This window comes from Pseudomonas subflava (genome assembly GCF_023823685.1).
Taxonomy (GTDB): domain Bacteria; phylum Pseudomonadota; class Gammaproteobacteria; order Pseudomonadales; family Pseudomonadaceae; genus Aquipseudomonas; species Aquipseudomonas subflava.
The window spans coordinates 117,468-138,864 of record NZ_JAMXBF010000005.1; the positions used below are offsets into that span (position 1 = coordinate 117,468).

The window sequence follows — 21,397 nt, forward strand, 5'->3', positions numbered from 1 at the left end:
CGGATTCTGTATATTTTTTGTGCTATATTCCGCGCCCCCGTGAGAGCCCGCCTGATCAAAAAATATGCAAGCCGCCAAGCCGCTGTTCGACTACTCCAAGTACTGGGCCGAGTGTTTCGGGCCTGCGCCCTTCCTGCCGATGAGCCGGGAAGAGATGGATCAGCTCGGCTGGGACAGCTGCGACATCATCATCGTCACCGGTGACGCCTACGTCGATCACCCCTCGTTCGGCATGGCCATCATCGGCCGCCTGCTCGAGGCCCAGGGTTTCCGCGTCGGCATCATCGCCCAGCCGGACTGGCGCTCGAAGGACGACTTCATGAAGCTCGGCCAGCCGAACCTGTTCTTCGGCGTGGCGGCGGGCAACATGGACTCGATGATCAACCGCTACACCGCGGACAAGAAGGTCCGCTCGGACGACGCCTACACCCCCGGCGGCCTGGCCGGCGCCCGCCCGGACCGCGCCAGCCTGGTGTACAGCCAGCGCTGCAAGGAAGCCTACAGCCAGACCCCGGTGATCCTCGGCGGGATCGAGGCCTCGCTGCGCCGCATCGCCCATTACGACTACTGGCAGGACAAGGTGCGTCGCTCGATCCTGATGGACGCCACCGCCGACATCCTGCTGTACGGCAACGCCGAGCGCGCCGTGGTCGAGATCGCCCAGCGCCTGGCCGGCGGCGAGAGCGTCGAGCAGATGACCGATATCCGCGGCACCGCCTTCGTGCGCCGCGACACCCCGCAGGACTGGTTCGAGATCGACTCCACGCGCATCGACCGCCCGGGCAAGATCGACAAGATCATCAACCCCTACGTCAACACCCAGGACACCGCCGCCTGCGCCATCGAGCAGGAGAAGGGCGCGGCCGAGGACCCCAACGAAGCTAAGGTCGTCGAGCTGCTGCCCAACCCGAAGCTGACCCGCGAGCGGACGGTGATCCGCTTGCCGTCCTTCGAGAAGGTGCGCAACGACCCGGTGCTCTACGCCCACGCCAACCGCGTGCTGCACCTGGAGACCAATCCCGGCAACGCCCGCGCCCTGGTGCAGAAGCACGGCGAGGTCGATGTGTGGTTCAACCCGCCGCCCATCCCGATGAGCACCGAGGAAATGGACTACGTGTTCGGCATGCCCTATGCGCGCGTGCCGCACCCGGCGTATGGCAAGGCGAAGATCCCGGCTTACGAGATGATCCGCTTCTCGGTGAACATCATGCGTGGCTGCTTCGGCGGCTGCACCTTCTGCTCGATCACCGAGCACGAGGGCCGCATCATCCAGAACCGCTCGCACGAATCGATCCTCGCCGAGATCGAGGAGATGAAGAAGGTGCCGGGCTTCACCGGCGTGGTCTCTGACCTCGGCGGGCCGACCGCCAACATGTACCGCATCGCCTGCAAGAGCCCGGAGATCGAGAAGCACTGCCGCAAGCCGTCGTGCGTGTTCCCGGGCATCTGCGAGAACCTCAACACCGACCACTCGTCCTTGATCGAGCTGTACCGCAAGGCCCGCGCGCTGCCGGGGGTGAAGAAGATCCTGATCGCCTCGGGCCTGCGTTATGACCTGGCCGTGGAATCGCCGGAGTACGTCAAGGAACTGGTCACCCACCACGTCGGTGGCTACCTGAAGATCGCCCCGGAGCACACCGAAGAAGGCCCGCTGAATCAGATGATGAAGCCGGGCATCGGCAGCTACGACAAGTTCAAGCGCATGTTCGAGAAGTACTCGAAGGAAGCCGGCAAAGAGCAGTACCTGATTCCGTACTTCATCGCTGCGCATCCGGGCACCACCGACGAGGACATGATGAACCTCGCCCTGTGGCTCAAGCGCAATGGCTTCCGCGCCGACCAGGTGCAGGCCTTCTACCCGTCGCCGATGGCGTCGGCCACGGCCATGTACCACTCGGGCAAGAACCCGCTGCGCAAGGTCACCTACAAGAGCGACGGCGTGACCATCGTCAAGAGCGAGGAGCAGCGCCGCCTGCACAAGGCCTTCCTGCGCTATCACGACCCCAAGGGCTGGCCGATGCTGCGCGCCGCGCTGGAACGCATGGGCCGCAGCGACCTGATCGGCAACGGCAAGCATCAGCTGATCCCCACCTACCAGCCGCAGACCGACGAGTACCAGAGCGCCCGACGCAAGAACTCCACCCCGGCCGGCAGCAAGAAGGTCGCCGGCAACGGCGGCGACAAGGGCAAGACGGTCGGCCGCATCCTCACCCAGCACACCGGCCTGCCGCCGCGCGGCAGCGACGGCAGCAAGAGCTGGGACAAGCGCGAACAGGCCAAGGCCGCCGCCGAGGCCCGGCGCAAGGCGGAGAAGTCCGGCGCCGGCAAACCTGCCAGCAAGAAGCCGAGCAAGCGCCCGGTGGCCCCGCGCTGAGTTTATCGGTGAGCACCTCCCTTCGCCCTCTGGGAGAGGGGCCGAGGATGAGGGAGCTGCAGGCCGTGCGTTCCCCAAGCTCCTCCCGAAAGAGGCTGATTTAGGCTATTCGCCCGCCCTGCAGGCCTTGGTGATCTCTCAGTGCAGGCCTGGAAGAGTCGCCATTCCGCCTTGGGTACGCTTGCCGAATCCCGATGGAATCAGCAGCTCATGCTTCTTCATTTCCGCAAGCTCGGCGCGCCATTCGCCCTCGGTAAAGCGCAGCTTGGTGTCGTTCCAGCTGTACATCACCTCATGCACCAACATCTCGTCGGTCACGACTTTGCCTTCCAGCAAAAAGTCGTTCCAGGCGGCATACAAGGTCACGACACGCTCGCAGCGATCCGTGTCCCAGCCGCGCATCAGGTTGATGACCTGCTGGATGGTGGCGCGCTCGGTGGCAGGCCAGATGTGCTCGTACTCTGGCCGGTGCTTGCCCGCGCTGGGCAGCGGGCGATAGGCGTGGCCAACTGTGTCGCGCTCGATGCGCTCATACCATTGGCGGTTATGCAGCTCGCCTTCTACCTGATCCATCAGTTGGCGATCATGGGGGCCGGCGGCATCGCGCAGGTAGTTGCCCTGAATATCGGTGATCTTGGCCGCGTGTTCGGCCAGGTAAAACACTTTCTGCAGCTTGCGCTGGCCGAAGGTCTTCAGGCCATGCAGGTGATGGGTGATTTCGGCGGCGAGTAGGGTGCGGGCAGTCTTGCGATCCGTGCTCGCAGGGGCCGGCTGGCGATTATCACTGAGCGCGTTCTCGACCAGGGCATTGGCCAGATGCTCATGCACCTGGCAGGCCTGGTTAAGGCGGGCTTTGAGTTGGTCGCAGAGGGCCATCAGCTGGTCGATTTTGGCGACGATGCGGTGTTGTTCGGCGAGCGGAGGTATCGGAACTGGTATTTCTTTAAGGCGAGAGGATTTGATACCAGTGGCGGTCATACCAGTGGCGGCATCTGAAAGCTGCGCCTGAAAGCCAGAGGACATCATGGTCAGCTTCAGGAATGGGCCCGTTTCCAGCTCATGCAGTTGGAAGCAAATCACGCGCTGAGCCAGTGCAAAACGCTCAGCAATATCAATTATCGCCACGTTCCCCATTGGAGCTTCGGTTGTGAAAAGCATGTCTCCAACCCGTGGAAAGCCTCTTGTCATCCAAGACAAGTAATCCGAATCAGCAATGAACTCTTGAGGATCTCTACTGATGAATCCTGGACGCACATTTTTGGCAGTAATGAGCGGTACGCCAGATGATGTTTTTGTAGGTGTCCTGCCGCGGTAGTCAATGAAACGAGCAAGGTTGCCAAGCCGGCAGGACGCCCAACCGGTATGTAGCCTGAAGTAATGCTCAGCCTCTGGGACATCATCTCTTGCTGTCGTTCGAAGGCCTTCTTCGGAGATGAGGCGCGCCTTTTCCTCGGCAATCCGCTTCAGCAATTCATTCGCCGGTTCATCGCTAGGATCTTGCGGCACCAGTTTGCCCATCACGGCCAGTTGCAGCAGGGTTTGCTTGAGGGCGTCGATGCTGGATTCGGTGGTGAATAGGGTGTGGAAGTGTTCGGCCAGACGCTTCCAGCTGGCAGCGAAGTCGGCGGCATCGGTGGCCTGGGTCAGGCTGTCGAGCAGCGCCTGCACCAGTTGGGCGTGAGCGCTGTCGGCATCGGCCTGTCGGGCTTCCAGCCGGTCGCATAGGGCCATCAGCTCATCGACCTTGGCGACGATGCGGTGTTGTTCGGCGAGCGGTGGTAGCGGAAGTAGCCCGCTGAAAAACTGACCGTCATTGATCGCTGGGTAAGCGATACCCATCTGAACAGACTCAACGTATCTGACAAAAACAGGGCTTCTCAAATAACTGAGAAAATATCTCGCAGGCATCTCTAGGTAAGGATGAATGATCGCGAACGCAGTACTGGCAATTGGCTCCTGCTCATATGCCTCTTCAATGACAGCAACATTAAGAAGGTACGGTCGAATAGTCGAGTAAATCACCGTTCCTGGCCTAACAACTTTTCGGGCTCGCGAGGGCGCGTCCTCAGCCATCAGAACCTGGGGGGCACTGATCATCCCAGCAGCATTATCAACAGCTCCAACGTCGATATAAGTGAATGCTTTGTCGGGGGTTTTCTGCCCCCAATCGTGGCCAACAGCGGCTACGCGAACCCACTCCCAGTTGGTAGGTACGTCGAACGGTTTCTCTTCTTCGCCAATCTCGGTCAGCGGCTTCTGTTTCTTAATCTTCCCTTCCGCCACCAACCGCGCCTTTTCCTCAGCAATCCGCTTTAGCAACTCACTGGCCGGCTCATCACTGGGATCCTGCGGCACCAGTTTGCCGCGCACCGCCAGTTCCAGAATCAGCTCGCGCAGCTTTTTGATGCCATTGGGCGCGCCAGCTAGCAGCGGCAGATTGTCGGTGAGCAACGCCGTCATACCTCGCGCTCCAAAGCCTCGGCCAGCACGGCCTTAAGCTGATCGCGCAGCTTGCCAATCTCGCCTTGCAGAGCCGCGTAGTTGCGCAGCAGCTCGTCCGGGTCATGGCTGACCTGCTCGCCGATATGCGGGTTCTTGCAGTCCAGGTTCCAGTTGCGCGCCTTGAGCTCGTCGAGGCTGACCTTCCAGGCAAATTCGTTTTCCACCCGTGTGGCAAAGCCATCGACCTCGCTGCCCCACCAGGCCTCCTCCGCCGTGAACTCCTCGATACGCATGGGCTTGGTCTTGGAGTAGCTCTTGTAACCGGCCGGGTACTGGTGCTCGTAGAACCACACGTCCTTGGTCGGCGTGCCTTTGGTGAAGAACAGCAGGTTGGTCTTGATGCCGGTGTAGGGGTTGAATACACCGTTGGGCAGGCGAACGATGGTGTGCAGGTTGCACTCGGTGAGCAGCTTTTCCTTGATGCGGCTCTTGATGCCTTCGCCGAACAGGAAGCCGTCGGGCAGCACCACAGCGGCGCGGCCACCGTCTTTGAGCAGGTGCATGATCAGCACCAGAAACAGGTCGGCGGTCTCGCGGGTACGGAAGGCGGCGGGGAAGTTGGTTTCGATGCCGTCTTCTTCCATGCCGCCGAACGGCGGGTTGGCGACGATGCAGTCGACCCGCTCGCCCGGGCCCCAGCTGATCAGCGGGCGGCTTAGGGTGTTGTCGTGCCTGATCTGGCTGGGCACTTCTATGCCATGCAGGATCATGTTGGTGGTGGCCAGCAGGTGCGGCAGCGGCTTTTTCTCCACGCCGAAGATGCTGGCCTGCAGCAGGCGTTCGTCCTCGGCGGTTTTCACATAGCGGTTGCGCTTGTGTTCGATGGAGCAGGTGAGGAAGCCGCCGGTGCCACAGGCCGGGTCCATGACCTTTTCCTGCAGCTTGGGATCGACCATGCGCACCATGAATTCGGTGACCGGGCGCGGGGTGTAGAACTCGCCAGCGTTGCCGGCGCTCTGCAGGTCGCGCAGTAGCTGCTCATACATGTCGCCGAAGGCGTGGCGCTCCTGGGCCTTGTTGAAGTCCACGCCCTCCTGAATCTTGTTGACCACCTGGCGCAGCAGTTGGCCGGACTTCATGTAGTTGTAGGCGTCCTCGAACACGGCTCGCACCACGAAGGCAGCCGGGGTGGTGCTGTATTCGTGGAGGTTCTGCAGCTGCGGGAACAGGTTGTTGTCGATGAAGTCCTTCAACGTCTCGCCGGTCATGCCTTCCGGGTCGGCGGCCCAGGTGCGCCAGCGGCAGCTGTCGGGAATTGGCGACCTGTAGTTGTCGTCCATCAGCTCCCATTCCTGCTCGCGGTCGTCGAAGATCTTGAGGAACAGCATCCACACGAGCTGGCCGATGCGCTGGGCGTCGCCGTCGACTCCGACGTCTTTGCGCATGATGTCCTGGATGGATTTGATGATTGAGCTGATCGACATGGTGGTTCCCGTTACTGCTGGGCCGGAGGCACGGCGAGGGCCTCCAGGCGCTGAAAAATAAGTTCTTCCCGCGCCTGCTGCTGGCGGGCGGCGGATTGCACGGCGTAGGCGAAGTCGCGATGGACGAGCAGTGCGCCGATGGCTTGGGCGATGTAGTGGCGCAGGGCGGGTGGAGCCTGGGCCAGTTCGGCCTGCAGGCTGTCGCGGCCGTCCACCACGGCGAGAATGTCTTCGATATCGCGGCTGGCCAGTGGGTCGTTACGGCCACGGCCGCGATAGGCCTCAAGTTTGGTGGCGAGGAAGTAGCCGGGCGCGACGACGCGGATTAGCGTGCCGGAGGGCAGAGCATGGTCGGCTGCGCTTTGCAGGGCGTCGCGGTACCAGCGGTTGGTGAAGTTGAGGATGTCTTCGTCATCGGGCATGAAGTCGACGATCAGCTCGCGACCGGTCAGCGCATTGGGCAGGCGCATGCGGCAGATAACCTCGTCCTCGGGCGACTCTCTGAAACCACGTTCGCGCAGCTCGGTGAGCAGGCGTTGCCATTTGCCGTAACCGAGCACATGGACGATCACGTCGACATCCTCGGTGAAGCGTACCGCCTCGCGGGCGAAGGCATCGGTGAGCAACAACGCGGTGGTACAGCCGCCAACGAAGGCGACCTGGCGCAGCAGCTCCGGACCCAGGGCATCGGCCACGGTCTGCAGCATCTGCTCCTGCACGCGCCATTCAGCGGCCATCGGCTTCGCCTCGCAGCTGTTGTTCCAGCAGTTCTCTGGCCAGGCTGGCCTCGCGCTCGTTGCCCAGGCGAATGGCGTCGACCAGAGCGAGCATGGCGTAGAGGCTTGCGTCCTGGCGGGCCGCGCTGGGCACGCTCTTGAACAGCGGCTCGACCGCCTGGCCCATGTCGCTGCCATGGGCATCTTCCCAAACCGGAATATGCTCGCCACCAGACAACAGCTTGCCGGCCAGCACCGGCGCGGCGTGTGCGGTGGCCAGGCCACGCACAATGGGGCCGGGGCGCACCGGGAAGACGTACTTCAGGCCATGGCCGAGAAACTCGTTGAGGGCGCGGGTATTGGTGCGCGGTATGCCGCTACCCCGTTCCAGCTTGGCCAGCCCTGCAGCAATGCAGCGGTTGAGCGCATTGCTGACTTCAGACTTGCTGATGCCGGTGGACTGCTCCAGCGCGCGCATGGAGAAGTGTTCCGCCGCCTGTTCGGCAGCATGCTGCTGATTTTCAAGGCTGGCGAGCTTGAGTAGCAGCAGAATGTCTTGACCTTTCATCATGAAATGACTTCTCCGTCCACTGTCTATGGACAAAGGACAGTCTGGTGGGCCGGCCAGTCTGCTGTCAACGTTCACCGGTCAGGGGCGTAGGGTGGAAACGCCGCTTGCGGCTTATCCACAGGGTCGCCTGGTGGGCAACGCTACGCCGTTGCCCACCCTACAGACGGCCTGTCAGCTGGCGTAGAGTTGATCTTCCAGCTCGTGGATGGCTTGCTGGTAACCGGGCTTGCCGCCGAATGCCTTGACCAGTTCGAGAGGCGCACCGATCTGGCTGAAGGGGTCGATCTTGAGGATCTGTATGTCCTCGATGCTCTCGATGCCGGTATCGGCGTACTTATCGAGCAGCGCTTCCAGCACCTGGCGGGCAGCGCCGGAGTACCTGGCGAAGTAGTTGCGCTTCTTCACCTGCTCGGCGCGCTCCTTGCGGGTAAGCGGCGGCTGATCGAAGGCGACGTGGCAAATCAGGTCGAAGGGGTCGAGGGGCTGGCCGCGCTTGGCTGCGACTTCCTCGGCCAAGGCTTCCCACATCACGCCCTGGGCGGCCATCTCATCGATAATGGCTTTCTTCTGTTCAGCATCGCCCCAGCGACGGAGGAAGTCGTTCAGCGAGGCGAACTGTTTGTGTACGCAGGCGCGGGTGTAGTCGTGCAGCGACTCGGTGATTAGCTTGCCGTCGGGGCCGTAGTACTGCACGCGTTCGGCGATGACATGAATCGGCAAATCGCCGATCACGTACTTGATGCGCTTCTTGCCGCCGGACTGCTCTTCGGATTCGTCTCCCTCGGGCAGCCAGTCGCCACCGTCGACTATGCCGTCCTCATCCTGCGGGCCTTCGGGCGGCACTGGGGATTCGCCGCCCTCGGGGGCATAGATCACCACGGGGTCGCCGTCGAAAGCCGGGTCGGCGAACAGCTCGGTGGCCTTCTTGAAGTCCATGATGGTGAACCAGTACTTGCCGAAGTCCTCGTTGATGCGGGTGCCGCGGCCGATGATCTGCTTGAACTCGGTCATCGACTTGATGTGCTGGTCGAGCACGATCAGCTTGCAGGTCTGGGCATCGACGCCGGTGGTCATCAGCTTGCTGGTGGTAGCGATGACCGGGTAGCGCGCCTCCGGGTTGATGAAGTTGTCCAGCTCGGCCTTACCTTCCTGGTCATCGCCGGTGATGCGCATGACGTACTTGCGGTTCTCGGCCACGCGCTCGGGGTTGAGATTGACCAGGGCCTGGCGCATACGCTCGGCGTGGTCGATGTCGTCGCAGAAGACGATGGTCTTCTGGAACGGATCGGTAGCCTTGAGGAACTCGCTGACCTTCTGCGCCACCAGCTGGGTACGCGCCTCGATGACCAGAGTGCGATCCATGTCCTTGAGATTGTAGATGCGGTCCTCGATCAGCTCGCCATTCTTGTCGAGCATACCCTTGGGCGGGCGCCAGCCTTGCAGGTCCTTGTCGAAGTCGATGCGCACCACCTTGTAGGGGGCGAGGAAGCCGTCTTCGATACCTTGCTTGAGGGTGTAGCTGTACACCGGTTCGCCGAAGTAGGTGATGCTGGAAACCTCCTTGGTTTCCTTCGGTGTGGCGGTAAGGCCGACATGGGTGGCATTGCTGAAGTAGTCGAGGATTTCGCGCCAGGCGGAGTCTTCGGCGGCGCTGCCACGATGGCATTCGTCGATCACGATCAGGTCGAAGAAGTCCGGGGAGAACTGTTTGTAGACGTTCTTTTCTTCTTCGGCGCCGGTCACCGCCTGGTAGAGCGACAGATAGATCTCGTAGGAGGTGTCGATCTGGCGCTTGGCGATCTTGGTCATCGCCTGGCCGAAAGGCTTGAAGTCATTGTTTTTGGTCTGGTCGACCAGGATGTTGCGGTCGGCGAGGAAGAGGATGCGTTTCTTCTGTTTCGACTTCCACAGCCGCCAGATGATCTGGAAGGCGGTGTAGGTTTTGCCGGTGCCGGTGGCCATGACCAGCAGCACTCGGTCCTGCCCGTGCGCGACAGCCTCGACGGTGCGGTTGATAGCGTTCATCTGGTAGTAGCGCGGCATGCGCCCGGAGCCGTCGTCGTAGTAAGGGGCTTCGATGCGTTTCTGCGCCTGATCGTCCAGGCCTTTCCACTGGCAATAGCGCTGCCAGAGTTCGTCAGGGCTTGGGAATTGGTCGAGGCTGAGTTCGGTCTCGGTCTGCCCGCCGGTGTGCGTACGGTCGTGGAACAGGAAGCCGTCACCGTTGCTGGAGAACACGAAGGGCACATCCAGTGCCTCGGCATAGCTCAGGGCCTGCTGCATTCCGGAGCCGACGGAGTGCTTGTTGTCCTTCGCCTCGATCACGGCGATGGGCAGGTTCTTCTGGTAGCTGAGGATGTAGTCGGCGCGTTTGCGCTCGCCGCGGCTGTGCAGTTTGCCCCGCACCATGATGCGCCCGGCGGTAAATCCGAATTCTTCCAGCACCTGCTTGTGCATGTCCCAACCGGCACGTTGGATCGCCGGGGCGATGTACTTGCTGCAAATGTCTCGTTCGGAGAGCGACTTCTTATCCATGCTTTCTGCTTCCCTGAGGCTCGCTGTGAACTGTATCAAACGAGCGGAGCGCTGCGACAGGCGGTGAGATCAGCGCTGGTGCAACCACTCCAGCGCACCCAGCCCGGCGGCGCGGCCGCTGGCGAAGCAGGCGGTGAGCAGGTAGCCGCCGGTGGGCGCCTCCCAATCGAGCATCTCGCCGGCGCAGAAGGTGCCGGGCAGCTGGCGCAGCATCAGGTGCTCGTCGAGTGCCGCGAAGGTCACACCGCCGGCGCTGGAGATGGCCTCGTCCAGTGGGCGGGTGCGCACCAGTTCGATGGGTAGTGCCTTGATCGCCTTCGCCAGGCGGCGCATGTCGGCGAAGTCGTCTGCTCTGGTCAGTTCGCGCAGCAGCGCGGCCTTGGCCCCGTCCAGGCCGAGCTGGCGGTGCAGGTGCTTGGCCATGGAGGCCGAGCCGCGCGGCTTGCTTAGCAGCGCAGTGACTTTCTCCAGATCGCGATCCGGCTGCAGATCCAGAAAGATCCGCGCGCTGCCGTGCTGCTCGATGCGTTGGCGAATGGCGGCGGATAGCGCGTAGACCAGGCTGCCCTCGATGCCGTGTTCGGTCAGGACGAACTCGCCACGTCGTGGCGCCTCGCCGTCCAGCGCCAGGGTCACGTTCTTCAGCGGCGCGCCGGCAAACTTGCCGCGCAGGTGCTCGCTCCAGCCGGCCACCTCGAAGCCGCTGTTGGCCGAGCGCAACGTCGAGACCCCGACCCCGCGCTGCTCCAGCAGCGGCACCCAGGCGCCGTCCGAGCCGAGCCGTGCCCAGCTGCCGCCGCCGAGAGCGAGCACGCAGGCATCGGCTGCGACCAGGCGCTCACCATCCGGTGTGGCGATACGCAATGCGCCTTGGTCATTCCAGCCCAGCCAACGGCTGCGCGTATGGATCGCCACACCAGCTTCGCGCAGGCGCTTGAGCCAGGCGCGCAGCAGCGGGGCGGCCTTCATGTCGGTGGGGAACACCCGGCCCGAGGTGCCGACGAAGGTGTCGATGCCCAGGCCGTGAATCCAGGCGCATAGGGCCTCGGCATCGAAGTCCGTCAGCAGCGCCGCGATCTCCCGTTCCCGCTCGCGGTAGCGCGCAAGGAACGGCGCCTTGGCTTCCGAGTGGGTGATGTTCATGCCGCCGACCCCGGCCAGGAGGAACTTGCGGCCGACCGAGGGCATGGCATCGAACAGCTCGACCCGCACGCCGCCCGCGGCCAGCGCCTCGGCGGCCATCAGGCCGGCGGGGCCGCCGCCGATAACGGCAACCAGAGGCTTGGAGAGGGGCGTTGAGTCGGTCATGGCGAGTCGGGAATGGGCGGCGGTGCGGCATTCTACCCGAGGCATGGGCTGCCAGCCTTGTCATCTGCGCGGGCTTCGGGCAGGGTCTGGGCATCAATCCTAGAAAGAGCGTGTGTCATGTCCGGCCTCTATCCCAGCGTCGATCCCGAAGGTCTGCTCGAGTATTCGGTGGTCTACACCGACCGTTCCCTCAACCATATGTCGCAGTCCTTCCAGGGCGTGATGCGGGATATCTCCAGCACCCTGAAGCGGGTCTACAACGCCCATGCGGTGGCCGTGGTGCCCGGCAGCGGCACCTTCGGCATGGAGGCGGTGGCGCGTCAGCTGGCGACCGGGCAGAAGACCCTGGTAATCCGCAACGGTTGGTTCAGCTACCGCTGGACGCAGATCTTCGAGATGGGCCAGATCCCCGCCGCTTCCACCGTGCTGAAGGCACGTCCGATTGCCGAAGGTAGCCAGGCCGCCTATGCGCCGGCGCCGCTGGACGAGGTGCTGGCGACCATCGCGGCGGAGAAGCCGCAGGTGGTGTTCGCGCCGCATGTGGAGACCTCCTCGGGGATGATCCTGCCCGACGATTACCTGCGCGCCGTGGCCGATGCCGTGCACGCGGTGGGCGGCCTGTTCGTGCTCGACTGCATCGCCTCCGGCACCGTCTGGGTGGACATGCAGGCGTGCGGCGTCGACGTGCTGATCAGCGCACCGCAGAAAGGCTGGAGCGCCTCGCCGTGCTGCGCCCTGGTGATGCTCAGCGAAGCCGCCCAGGCCCGCGTCGAGGCGACCCAGAGCAGCAGCTTCGCCTGCGACCTGAAGAAATGGCTGCAGATCATGCAGGCCTACGAACAGGGCGGTCACGCCTACCACGCGACCATGCCCAGCGACGCCCTGGCGCGCTTCCGCGACGCGATGAAGGAGGCCGAGGCCAAGGGCTTCGCCAAGGTCTGCGAGCAGCAGCGCGATCTGGGCCAACGCGTGCGTGCGCTGCTCGCCGACAGGGGCTTCAAGAGCGTGGCAGCCGAGGGCTTCGAGGCGCCCGGCGTGGTGGTCTGCTACACCGACGATGCGCAGATCAAGAACGGCAGCAAGTTTGCCGCCCAGGGCCTGCAGATCGCCGCCGGCGTGCCGCTGCAGTGCGACGAGCCGGCGGACTTCCAGACTTTCCGCCTCGGCCTGTTCGGCCTGGACAAGCTGGGCAATGTCGAGCGCACGGTAGCCACCCTCGAGCAGGCCCTGGATAAGGTCCTGGCCTAGGGGCTCTTGATCGTCGCCATGCTGCGTTGAAAGAGGTACGGGGCGCGTAGCTTCGGGCTGCTCATTGGCCGCTCGTGAATCCGTGCCTTCACCCATTTCGCCTTGCCTGGCTCTAGCTCGGAAGCCCCCGGACAATCAGCGAAGTCCCGCCGCGCGCCACACCCGCGCGGCGCTGTGATGCAGGATGCCGTGGCGGCGGGCGAGCAGGGCGCGGTCCTGGTCGTAGCCGCCGCCGATCACCCCGACCACCGGGATGTCGCGCTCCAGGCAGTGGTGGAACACCGCCTCGTCGCGGGCGGCGATGCCGGCGTCGGTCAGTTGCAGGTAGCCGAGGCGGTCGTCCTTGTGCACATCCACACCGCCGTCGTAGAGCACGATATCCGGCTGGTACAGGGCCAGCAGGTAGCCCAGGCTGTCGTGCACCACCTTCAGATAGTCGGTGTCGCCCATGCCGATCGGCAGGCCGATGTCCCAGTCGCTCCTAGCCTTGCGCGTCGGGAAGTTCTTCTCGCAGTGCAGCGACACGGTGATGGCGTCGGGCACGTTCTCCAGTAGGCGCGCGGTGCCGTCGCCCTGGTGCACGTCGCAGTCGTAGATCAGCACCCGGCCGACGCGGCCGCTCTCCAGCAGGTAGCGGGCCATCACTGCCAGGTCGTTGAAGATGCAGAAGCCGGAGGCCTCGTCGAAGTGCGCATGGTGGGTGCCGCCGGCCAGGTGGCAGGCGATGCCGTGTTCGAGCGCCAGTTCGGCGGCCAGCAGCGAGCCGCCCACCGCGCGCACGGTGCGCCGGGCCAGCGCTGGACTCCAGGGCAGGCCCAGGCGGCGCTGTTCCTGGTAGGTCAGCTCGCCGCTGGCGAAGCGCTCGATATAGTCCGGGCAGTGGGCCAGGGCGAGAATATCCGGCGGGCAGATCTCGGGACGATGCAGCTGTTCGTCGCGCACCAGGCCGCTGTCCACCAGGTGGTCGCGCAGCAGGCGGAACTTCTCCATGGGGAAGCGGTGGTTGGCCGGGAAGGGCGGGCTGTAGTCGTCGTGGTAAATCAGCGGCAGCATAATGGGCTCTCAGAACCTATTTACGATCTCCTGACTCGCAGCCATACCGCGTTAAAAACGGCCCGGGGCGCGGCGTCTCGGACTGCTCATTTACAGCTCGTAAACTCCGCTTCTTCGGCGCTTTGACCAGCCGGAGGCTGTTACTGAAGTAGCGCCTTGTCTGGCTCTAATTCAGAAGATCGTAAACAGGTTCTCTCAAAGGTGAGCCCAGTATATGACCACGACCCTGACCAGCGAGCGCCTGATCCTGCGGCCCTGGCGCGACGACGATCTCGATGCCCTGGCGCAGCTGTGTGCCGACCCCGAGGTGATGGCGCATTTCCCCTCCGTGCTGGACCACGCCGGTAGCATCCGCCTGCTCGACAGGTTGATGGCGCACCAGGCCGAGCATGGCTTTACCTTCTGGTGCCTGGAGCGGCGCGAGGATGGTGCTTTCATTGGCTTCACCGGGCTGGCGCGGGTTGGCTTCGATGCGCCTTTCGTGCCGGCGGTGGAGACTGGCTGGCGCTTAGCTCGATCCTACTGGGGCCAGGGTTATGCATTGGAAGCGGCGCGGTGTTCGCTGCGGTTCGCCTTCGAGGATTTGCAGCTGGACGAGGTGGTGGCCTTCACCGTGCCGGCCAACCAGCGCTCCTGGAGCGTGATGGAGCGTCTGGGCATGCGCCGCGATCCAGCCGGCGACTTCGAGCATCCCGGCCTGCCGGTCGGCCATCCGCTGCGCCCGCATTGGCTCTATCGCATCCAGCGGGAGGACTGGCATGGACGCTGAGCAGCAGGTGCGCGCCTACCACGCGCTGAGCAAGCACGCGCCGAATGCCTATGCGCCGGGCCCCGGTCAGCTCGACTGGGCGACCCAGCCCGCACCCTTCCGCCGCTACGCCGGCGCTCGTCTGATCGAGCTGTGGCAACGCTCGCTGGAGGAGACGCCGGGTTACGACACGCCGTTCGCCGGGCCGGTTGGCGCATCGGCGCCGCTGAGCCGCGCCAGCCTCTCGCAGTTGCTGTACGACAGCCTGGCCCTGTCGGCCTGGAAGGAGGCCGGTGGCAATCGCTGGGCGCTGCGAGTCAATCCTTCGTCCGGCAATCTGCATCCGACCGAAGCCTATCTGCTGCTGCCGCCGGGCAGCATCGAGGAGACAGGCCTGCTGGTGCATTACGCGCCGGATGCGCACGGCCTGGAGGTGCGTGCCGAACTGCCTGCGCCGTTGGGCGAGCAGTTGCAGGCCGCACTGCCGGCCGGCGGCTTCCTGCTCGGGCTGGCCGGCATTACCTGGCGCGAGGCCTGGAAGTACGGCGAGCGCGCCTATCGCTATTGCCAGCACGACCTGGGTCACGCGCTGGCCTGCCTGAGCATCGCCGCCGCGATCCAGGGCTGGCAGGTGCGCCTGCTGCGTGGTGTGGCCGAGGTACGGCTGGATGGCCTGCTGGGGCTGGATCGGGACGGCTTCCACGAGGCCGAGCATGGCAATTGCCTGCTGTGGGTCGGGCCGGAGCAGGCGACGGAGTTCGCCCTGCCCGAAACGCTGCTGCGCGGCCTGGCGGCGCTGGAGTTGAGCGGCGCACCCAATCGTCTGTCGCGCCGGTACCGTGGGTGGCCGGAGCTGACGCGGGTGCATGCGCTGTGCCGCGCGCCTGCCCTGACGGGGAGGAACTGGCAGGCGCCGAGAGGGCTCGACGGCAACGACAACCCCGGCCTGCCGCTGCGGCCGATCCTGCATCGGCGGCGCAGCGCTCAGGCGTTCGACGGTCGCAGCGGCATTCAGGCCGAGCTGCTGTTCGCCTGGCTGCGTCGTTTGCTGCCGGAACATTCGCCGGTGCCGTTTGCGCTGACCGGCGAGCCGGCGCACGTCGACCTGCTGCTGTTCGTACATCGCGTGCAGGGCCTGGAACCGGGCCTGTACTGGCTGGCCCGTTGCGATGGTCAGCCCCAGCCGGAGGGCCTGCGCGGTGACTTCGCCTGGCAGCGCGTGCATGAGGAACTGCCGCTGTACCGCCTGCTCGAAGGCGACGCCCGAGGCCTGGCCGGCTTCCTCTCCTGCGGCCAGGACATCGCCAGCGATGGCTGCGTGGCCCTGGCCATGCTGGCGCGCTTCGATACGGCGCTGGCCGCTGGTGCCTGGGGCTACCCGCGGCTGTACTGGGAGTGTGGGCAGCTCGGCCAGCTGCTGTACCTGGAGGCCGAGGCGGCGGGACTGTCCGGCACTGGCATCGGCTGTTTCTTCGACGATCAGGTGCACGAATTGCTGGAACTGGCCGACAGCCGCTGGCAAAGCCTTTACCATTTCACCCTCGGTCGCGCGGTGTGGGATGAGCGCCTCACCAGCGCGCCGGCCTATGACGAATTGCGTGTGCCGAGGAGCGATGTATGAGCCAAGTGCTGGATGATCTGGTGTCCCTGCTGAGCATGGAGCAGATCGAGGAGAACCTGTTCCGTGGGCGCAGCCAGGATCTGGGCTTCCGCCAGCTGTTCGGCGGTCAGGTGCTGGGCCAGTGCGTGTCGGCGGCCAACCAGACGGTGGAGCAGGCGCGCCACGTGCATTCACTGCACGGCTATTTCCTGCGCCCCGGCGACGCCAGCCTGCCGATCGTCTACCACGTCGACCGCGTACGCGATGGCGGCAGCTTCAGTACCCGCCGGGTCACCGCGGTACAGAAGGGCCAGCCGATCTTCTTCTGCTCGGCCTCGTTCCAGGCCGACGAGGAGGGCTTCCACCATCAGTTGCCGATGCCCGAGGTGCCGGGGCCGGAGAATCTGCCCTCGGAGACCGACATCGCCCGCCAGGTGGCGCACCTGATCCCCGAGCGCATGCGCGACCGCATGATCAGCGAGAAGCCGATCGAGATCCGCCCGGTCACCCGCATCAACCCCTTCGCCCCCGAGCCGTGCGAGCCGATCAAGTACGTGTGGTTCCGCGCCAATGGCCAGCTGCCGGACGAGCCGCAGCTGCACAAGCTGTTGCTGGCCTACGCCAGCGACTTCAACCTGCTGACCACCTCGATGCAGCCCCATGGCGTGTCGGTGTTCCAGAAGTTCATGCAGGTGGCCAGCCTCGACCATTCCCTGTGGTTCCACGCCAACCTGCGCATGGACGACTGGCTGCTGTACGCCATGGACAGCCCCTGGTCGGGCAATGCGCGTGGCTTCTCCCGCGCCAGCATCTTCGACCGCAGCGGGCGCTTGGTGGCCTCCTCGGCGCAGGAGGGGCTGACACGCCTGCGCCAGGATTGGAAATGAAGTTAGCCGAGCGCCGCCACTGGGTATTCGACATGGACGGTACCCTGACGGTGGCCGTGCACGACTTCCCGGCGATCAAGCGCGCGCTGAACATTCCCCAGGAAGACGACATTCTCCATCACCTCGCCGCGCTGCCGGCGGACGAGGCGGCGGCCAAGCACGCCTGGCTGCTGGAGCACGAGCGCGAGCTGGCCATCGGCTCGGTGGCCGCTGTCGGCGCCGTGGATCTGGTGCGCGCGCTGCATGCGAGGGGTTGCCGTCTCGGCATCCTCACCCGCAACGCCCATGAGCTGGCTCTGCTGACCCTCGAGGCCATCGGCCTCGGCGACTGCTTCGATTCGTCGGATGTGATCGGCCGCGGCGAGGCGATTCCCAAGCCCGACCCGGACGGTCTGCTGCAACTGGCATCGCGCTGGGGCGTGCCACCGAGCGAGCTGGTGATGGTCGGCGACTACCGCTTCGACCTCGACTGCGCCCGCGCCGCCGGCGCCCACGGCGTGCTGGTCAACCTGCCGGACAATCCCTGGCCGCAGCTGGCCGACCTGCACGCGCCGGACTGTGCGGCGCTGCTCGAGGCCCTCACGCCTCTGGGCGTGGAAGAGGAGCGCTGAGGCGCGGCTACAGCGCCTTCGCCTGGAAGGTATCGCAGCGCCCCGGCTGACCGCTGTCGAAGCCGGCCTTGAACCAGCGCACGCGCTGCGCCGAGGTGCCATGGGTGAAGGAGTCCGGCATCACGGTGCCGCGCGACTGCTTTTGCAGGCGATCGTCGCCGATGGCATTGGCGGCGTTCAGCGCCTCCTCCAGATCGCCCGGCTCCAGCCAGTTCAGGCGTTGCTGGGCGTGGTGCGCCCAGACCCCGGCCAGGCAGTCGGCCTGCAGTTCCTGACGCACCAGCAGACCGTTGTCGCCCTCCACCCGCTCGCCGCGCTGGCGCGCCGCGTTGACCTTGGCCGAGACGCCGAGCAGGGTCTGCACGTGGTGGCCGACCTCATGGGCGATCACATAGGCCTGGGCGAAGTCGCCGGCGGCGGAGAAGCGTGTCTCCATCTCGCGGAAGAACGAGAGGTCGAGATAGACCTGGCGATCACCGGGGCAGTAGAAGGGGCCGACGGCGGCGTCGGCGAAGCCGCAGGCCGAATTCACGCCGCCGCTGAAGAGGATGAGTTTCGGGTCCTGGTATTGCTTGCCGGCGGCCTGGAAGAGGGCGCGCCAGGTGTCCTCGGTGTCGCCGAGCACGGCGCGGACGAATTCGCTCTGCGGGTCGTTGGCCGCCGGCGCCTGTTGTTCCTGCACCGGCGCGCCCTGCTGCACGCCCTGGTTGAGCACGTTGCCGAGGATGGTCAGCGGGTCCTGGCCCATCAGCAGGCCGATCACCACCACCACGGCGATGCCGCCGAGGCCCAGGCCCCTGCCGCCGCCGAGGCGCATGCCACCGCGGCCGCGGGCGTCCACCACGTTATCGCTGCGTCTACCGCGTTCCCAGCGCATGGCCGCGCTCCTTCAGTCTTCCGGAGCTGACAGTGTCGTCGCCGGGCGCGCGGTGCGCCAGCGCAGCGTCACTCGGCCGGATAGTCGGCCAGCACGCTCTCCTGGCCATACTTGTCCAGGCCGATCACCTGGTAGGCGTGCTGCATCCCGGTCTCCATGCCCGGCGAGCCGTGCGGCATGCCCGGTACGGCGGCACCGAGCAGGTCGGGGCGGCCCTGCAGGGCGAGGATGTCGCGGGCCGGCACGTGGCCCTCGACGAACTTGCCGTCGATCACGCCGGTGTGGCACGAGGCCAGGCGCGGCGGTACGCCGAGACGCTGCTTGATCGCGCTCATGTCGGTCTCGACGTGATCGTTGACCTTGATGCCGTTCTCTTCCAGGTGGCTGATCCAGGCCTTGCAGCAGCCACAGTTGGCGTCGCGGTGGACGTCCATGGTGAGCGGCTCGGCGGCCTGGGCGGCGCTGGCGAAGAGGAGGGCGGCGAGAGGCATGAGGCGCATGACGAGTTCCTCGGGTGACGGGGTTGGCGGGAGGATACTCCGGCCGTGCGGGCCTCACACGCCGTGACTGTTTCCGTCTGCGTCCAGGCGGCCTATGCTCGCCCGGTGCCGCCAAGGAGAACCGCGATGCTGCCCGTGCGCCTGTTCCTGATCGTCCAGATCCTGCTGCTGGCCGGCTTCGGCCTGGCCTATTTCGTTCGCCCGCAGGAGACCGCCAACCTCAGCGGCATGCTGCTGATGACGCCCGCCGCCGTCACCGACGTGCGCGCCTATTACGGCGGCCTGCAGCTGGCGCTGGCGGTGTGGCTGTTGCTGGCGTTGCTGCGCCTGGACCTGCTGCGCCCGGCGCTGATGCTGCTGGTGCTGCTTTACGCCACTCTGTGCGTCGCCCGCCTGAGCGGGCTGTGGCTGGACGGCGGCGCGCAGCAGACCTTCAACCTCTATGCGCTGCTGTTCGAGGGTGTCTCCGCCGCGCTGGCGTTCTGGCTGCTGCGGCGCGCTTCAGCGCCGGCGTAGGGCGTGGCTGCAGCGCAGCATGTCGAGCAGGGCATCGACGAACTGCTCGGCCTGCGCCGCCAGCGAGTCGCCGCCCGGCGCCAACAGCCAGTTGGCCTGCAGGCCGTGGATATAGCCGTGCAGGCAGAGCGTGGCGCGGCGGCAATCGAGGTCGGCCGGCAGCTGGCCCTTGCTGACCGCATTACGTAACGATTTCTCGATACGCTCGTCGCACTCCACATGCAGCGCCTGCATCTTGTGGCGCAGGTCGCCGAGGTCATCGGTGTACTCGCACTTGTGCGCGAGGATTTCCTGGATGCGCCGGCTCTGCTCGTCCAGCTCCACGTTGCGCAGCAGGCGCACCAGCAGCTCGCGGGTCTGCCCCAGCGGGTTGGGCTCGTCCTCGCGTTCGCTGGCCTGGGCCAGCTCCTCCAGCGGCAGGTGCAGGCGCTCGAGCATGGCCTGGAACAGATCGACCTTGTTCTGGAAGTGCCAGTAGATGGCGCCGCGGGTCACGCCCGCGCCGCTGGCGATGTCGGCCAGCGAGGTGCGCGCCACGCCGCGCTCGTGGAACAGGTGTTCGGCGGCGTCGAGTATGCGCTGGCGGGTTTCTTCGGCTTCCTCTTTCGTGCGTCGGACCATGAGTGGGCAGTGTGTAAAGGTTGGGAAAAGTTACATGTACGGTCAGAATCCGCATTTACAAACATTCTAGTATGTAAGTATATTCCTTAGCCAGCTAAACAGTTTTCCTTCCCCTCCGCGTGCGGCCTGCTCTGGCTGCGCCGTTCCAAGACATGAGGTCGTTTCAGATGCAGAAGAAGCCAGCCTTCGCAGCCATGGTTTCCGCCGTCGCACTGGCCACGTTGATGCTCGCCGGGTGCCAGGACGACGCCGCGCCGCCTCCCGCGCAGACGCCCAAGGTGGGCGTGGTCACGCTCGAGGCCCAGCCCTTCACGCTCACCACCGAGCTGCCGGGCCGCACCAGCGCCTTCCGCATCGCCGAGGTGCGGCCGCAGGTGGACGGCATCCTGCAGAAGCGCCTGTTCGAGGAGGGCTCGGAGGTCAAGGCCGGGCAGCAGCTGTACCAGATCGATGCGTCCGTCTATCAGGCCAACTACAAGAGCGCCCAGGCCAACCTGGCCTCGACCCGTTCGCTGGCCGAGCGCTACGCCGACCTGGTCACCGACCAGGCCGTGAGCAAGCAGGCCTACGACGAGGCCAAGGCCGCCCAGCTCGCGGCGGAGGCGGCGCTGGACAAGGCGCGCATCGATCTGCGTTACACCAAGGTGCTGGCGCCCATCGCCGGCCGTGTCGGTCGCTCGGCCGTCACCGAGGGCGCGCTGGTCAACAACGGCCAGGCCAACGCCCTGGCGACCATCCAGCAGCTCGACCCGATCTACGTCGACGTCACCCAGCCGATCACCGACCTGCTGAGCCTGCGCCGCGACCTGGCCAGCGGCCGGCTGGAGAAGGCCGGCGACAACGCCGCCAAGGTCCAGCTGAAGCTGGAAGACGGCAGCGAGTACGAGCACCCGGGCACCCTGGAATTCACCGAGGTGTCGGTGGACGAGGGCACCGGCTCGGTGGTGCTGCGCGCCATGTTCCCCAACCCCGATCACCTGCTGCTGCCGGGCATGTTCGTGCATGCGCAACTCAGCTCGGCGGTGGACCGTAAGGCCATTCTCGCGCCGCAGCAGGGCGTGACCCGCGACACCAAGGGCCAGGCCACCGCGCTGGTGGTGGGCGAGGGCAACAAGGTCGAGCTGCGCAAGCTGCGCGCCGAGCGCACCGCCGGCAATCGCTGGCTGGTGAGCGAGGGCCTGAAGCCGGGCGACCGGCTGATCACCGAGGGCCTGCAGTTCATCAAGCCGGGCGACGAAGTGATTCCGGGCGAGGCGGGCAATGTCGCCGCCTCGAAAGACCTGGCCCAGAGCCGCTAAGGAGCGCG

General features: G+C 65.2%; 18 protein-coding genes. 8 read left to right on the top strand and 10 right to left on the bottom strand.

Annotated features, from left to right (window positions below; translation table 11 throughout):
• Nucleotides 1-64: 64 nt before the first annotated feature.
• Complete coding sequence (locus NF616_RS07290; protein WP_252272580.1) at nucleotides 65-2,374, top strand: YgiQ family radical SAM protein; 2,310 nt, start codon at nucleotides 65-67, stop codon at nucleotides 2,372-2,374.
• Nucleotides 2,375-2,512: 138 nt separating this feature from the next.
• Here NF616_RS07290 and NF616_RS07295 read toward each other — a convergent pair whose 3' ends face one another.
• The 6 genes from NF616_RS07295 to NF616_RS07320 form a co-directional block, all read right to left on the bottom strand.
• A complete protein-coding gene (locus NF616_RS07295) occupies nucleotides 2,513-4,834 on the bottom strand; it encodes a restriction endonuclease subunit S (protein WP_252272581.1) in 2,322 nt (773 codons plus the stop codon).
• Nucleotides 4,831-6,300 (bottom strand): type I restriction-modification system subunit M, encoded by a 1,470-nt coding sequence (locus NF616_RS07300; RefSeq protein WP_252272582.1) that lies wholly within the window; start codon nucleotides 6,298-6,300, stop codon nucleotides 4,831-4,833. Before NF616_RS07300 ends, NF616_RS07295 begins: the two co-directional genes overlap by 4 nt.
• A gap of 11 nt (nucleotides 6,301-6,311) precedes the next feature.
• Nucleotides 6,312-7,037 (bottom strand): hypothetical protein, encoded by a 726-nt coding sequence (locus NF616_RS07305; RefSeq protein WP_252272583.1) that lies wholly within the window; start codon nucleotides 7,035-7,037, stop codon nucleotides 6,312-6,314.
• A complete protein-coding gene (locus NF616_RS07310) occupies nucleotides 7,027-7,587 on the bottom strand; it encodes a MarR family transcriptional regulator (protein ID WP_350493483.1) in 561 nt (186 codons plus the stop codon). The genes NF616_RS07305 and NF616_RS07310 overlap by 11 nt, the downstream gene beginning before the upstream one ends.
• A 171-nt stretch (nucleotides 7,588-7,758) precedes the next feature.
• The gene (gene hsdR, locus NF616_RS07315) at nucleotides 7,759-10,122 is read right to left on the bottom strand and encodes an EcoAI/FtnUII family type I restriction enzme subunit R (RefSeq protein ID WP_252272584.1); all 2,364 of its coding nucleotides are present in this window, start codon (nucleotides 10,120-10,122) and stop codon (nucleotides 7,759-7,761) included.
• Between the two features lie 69 nt (nucleotides 10,123-10,191).
• Nucleotides 10,192-11,430: a TIGR03862 family flavoprotein gene (locus NF616_RS07320; protein ID WP_252272585.1), complete on the bottom strand. Its 1,239-nt coding sequence runs from the start codon at nucleotides 11,428-11,430 to the stop codon at nucleotides 10,192-10,194.
• Between the two features lie 117 nt (nucleotides 11,431-11,547).
• Between NF616_RS07320 and NF616_RS07325 the strand changes: the two genes are divergently transcribed.
• Nucleotides 11,548-12,678 (top strand): aminotransferase class V-fold PLP-dependent enzyme, encoded by a 1,131-nt coding sequence (locus NF616_RS07325; RefSeq protein ID WP_252272586.1) that lies wholly within the window; start codon nucleotides 11,548-11,550, stop codon nucleotides 12,676-12,678.
• Nucleotides 12,679-12,813: 135 nt separating this feature from the next.
• On the opposite strand, the gene NF616_RS07330 is transcribed toward NF616_RS07325, so the two are convergent.
• The gene (locus NF616_RS07330; RefSeq protein ID WP_286674967.1) at nucleotides 12,814-13,731 is read right to left on the bottom strand and encodes a histone deacetylase family protein; all 918 of its coding nucleotides are present in this window, start codon (nucleotides 13,729-13,731) and stop codon (nucleotides 12,814-12,816) included.
• A gap of 214 nt (nucleotides 13,732-13,945) precedes the next feature.
• On the opposite strand from NF616_RS07330, the gene NF616_RS07335 reads away from it, so the two are divergent.
• Genes NF616_RS07335 through NF616_RS07350 form a run of 4 tightly spaced genes read left to right on the top strand, consistent with a single transcriptional unit; the run spans nucleotide 13,946 to nucleotide 17,577 of the window.
• Nucleotides 13,946-14,500, top strand: a complete 555-nt coding sequence (locus NF616_RS07335; RefSeq protein ID WP_252272587.1) for a GNAT family N-acetyltransferase — start codon at nucleotides 13,946-13,948, stop codon at nucleotides 14,498-14,500.
• On the top strand, nucleotides 14,490-16,100 hold the full coding sequence (locus NF616_RS07340; protein WP_252272588.1) for a SagB/ThcOx family dehydrogenase: 1,611 nt from the start codon (nucleotides 14,490-14,492) through the stop codon (nucleotides 16,098-16,100). The genes NF616_RS07335 and NF616_RS07340 overlap by 11 nt, the downstream gene beginning before the upstream one ends.
• Nucleotides 16,097-16,966 (top strand): acyl-CoA thioesterase II, encoded by an 870-nt coding sequence (gene tesB / locus NF616_RS07345; protein ID WP_252272589.1) that lies wholly within the window; start codon nucleotides 16,097-16,099, stop codon nucleotides 16,964-16,966. Before NF616_RS07340 ends, tesB begins: the two co-directional genes overlap by 4 nt.
• Entirely contained in the window at nucleotides 16,963-17,577 is a 615-nt protein-coding gene (locus NF616_RS07350) for an HAD family hydrolase (protein ID WP_252272590.1), read from the top strand. Before tesB ends, NF616_RS07350 begins: the two co-directional genes overlap by 4 nt.
• A 7-nt stretch (nucleotides 17,578-17,584) precedes the next feature.
• On the opposite strand, the gene ypfJ is transcribed toward NF616_RS07350, so the two are convergent.
• Complete coding sequence (gene ypfJ / locus NF616_RS07355; protein ID WP_252272591.1) at nucleotides 17,585-18,454, bottom strand: KPN_02809 family neutral zinc metallopeptidase; 870 nt, start codon at nucleotides 18,452-18,454, stop codon at nucleotides 17,585-17,587.
• Between the two features lie 68 nt (nucleotides 18,455-18,522).
• Nucleotides 18,523-18,954: a DUF411 domain-containing protein gene (locus NF616_RS07360; RefSeq protein ID WP_252272592.1), complete on the bottom strand. Its 432-nt coding sequence runs from the start codon at nucleotides 18,952-18,954 to the stop codon at nucleotides 18,523-18,525.
• 126 nt (nucleotides 18,955-19,080) lie between these two features.
• On the opposite strand from NF616_RS07360, the gene NF616_RS07365 reads away from it, so the two are divergent.
• Nucleotides 19,081-19,470, top strand: a complete 390-nt coding sequence (locus tag NF616_RS07365) for a DUF4345 family protein (protein WP_252272593.1) — start codon at nucleotides 19,081-19,083, stop codon at nucleotides 19,468-19,470.
• Here NF616_RS07365 and NF616_RS07370 read toward each other — a convergent pair.
• On the bottom strand, nucleotides 19,456-20,091 hold the full coding sequence (locus NF616_RS07370) for a TetR family transcriptional regulator (protein ID WP_252272594.1): 636 nt from the start codon (nucleotides 20,089-20,091) through the stop codon (nucleotides 19,456-19,458). The genes NF616_RS07365 and NF616_RS07370 overlap by 15 nt on opposite strands.
• A gap of 167 nt (nucleotides 20,092-20,258) precedes the next feature.
• On the opposite strand from NF616_RS07370, the gene NF616_RS07375 reads away from it, so the two are divergent.
• Nucleotides 20,259-21,389, top strand: a complete 1,131-nt coding sequence (locus NF616_RS07375; RefSeq protein ID WP_252272595.1) for an efflux RND transporter periplasmic adaptor subunit — start codon at nucleotides 20,259-20,261, stop codon at nucleotides 21,387-21,389.
• The last annotated feature ends 8 nt before the right edge of the window (nucleotides 21,390-21,397 follow it).

Bases quoted from the DNA above. Each gene is read 5' to 3' on its own strand.
- NF616_RS07330 (WP_286674967.1), bottom strand. From the start codon at position 13,731: ATGCTGCCGCTGATTTACCACGACGACTACAGCCCGCCCTTCCCGGCC.
- NF616_RS07360 (WP_252272592.1), bottom strand. From the start codon at position 18,954: ATGCGCCTCATGCCTCTCGCCGCCCTCCTCTTCGCCAGCGCCGCCCAG.
- NF616_RS07300 (WP_252272582.1), bottom strand. From the start codon at position 6,300: ATGTCGATCAGCTCAATCATCAAATCCATCCAGGACATCATGCGCAAA.
- NF616_RS07310 (WP_350493483.1), bottom strand. From the start codon at position 7,587: ATGATGAAAGGTCAAGACATTCTGCTGCTACTCAAGCTCGCCAGCCTT.
- ypfJ (WP_252272591.1), bottom strand. From the start codon at position 18,454: ATGCGCTGGGAACGCGGTAGACGCAGCGATAACGTGGTGGACGCCCGC.
- NF616_RS07340 (WP_252272588.1), top strand. From the start codon at position 14,490: ATGGACGCTGAGCAGCAGGTGCGCGCCTACCACGCGCTGAGCAAGCAC.
- hsdR (WP_252272584.1), bottom strand. From the start codon at position 10,122: ATGGATAAGAAGTCGCTCTCCGAACGAGACATTTGCAGCAAGTACATC.
- NF616_RS07290 (WP_252272580.1), top strand. From the start codon at position 65: ATGCAAGCCGCCAAGCCGCTGTTCGACTACTCCAAGTACTGGGCCGAG.
- NF616_RS07335 (WP_252272587.1), top strand. From the start codon at position 13,946: ATGACCACGACCCTGACCAGCGAGCGCCTGATCCTGCGGCCCTGGCGC.
- NF616_RS07305 (WP_252272583.1), bottom strand. From the start codon at position 7,037: ATGGCCGCTGAATGGCGCGTGCAGGAGCAGATGCTGCAGACCGTGGCC.
- tesB (WP_252272589.1), top strand. From the start codon at position 16,097: ATGAGCCAAGTGCTGGATGATCTGGTGTCCCTGCTGAGCATGGAGCAG.
- NF616_RS07325 (WP_252272586.1), top strand. From the start codon at position 11,548: ATGTCCGGCCTCTATCCCAGCGTCGATCCCGAAGGTCTGCTCGAGTAT.
- NF616_RS07365 (WP_252272593.1), top strand. From the start codon at position 19,081: ATGCTGCCCGTGCGCCTGTTCCTGATCGTCCAGATCCTGCTGCTGGCC.
- NF616_RS07295 (WP_252272581.1), bottom strand. From the start codon at position 4,834: ATGACGGCGTTGCTCACCGACAATCTGCCGCTGCTAGCTGGCGCGCCC.
- NF616_RS07350 (WP_252272590.1), top strand. From the start codon at position 16,963: ATGAAGTTAGCCGAGCGCCGCCACTGGGTATTCGACATGGACGGTACC.
- NF616_RS07320 (WP_252272585.1), bottom strand. From the start codon at position 11,430: ATGACCGACTCAACGCCCCTCTCCAAGCCTCTGGTTGCCGTTATCGGC.
- NF616_RS07370 (WP_252272594.1), bottom strand. From the start codon at position 20,091: ATGGTCCGACGCACGAAAGAGGAAGCCGAAGAAACCCGCCAGCGCATA.
- NF616_RS07375 (WP_252272595.1), top strand. From the start codon at position 20,259: ATGCAGAAGAAGCCAGCCTTCGCAGCCATGGTTTCCGCCGTCGCACTG.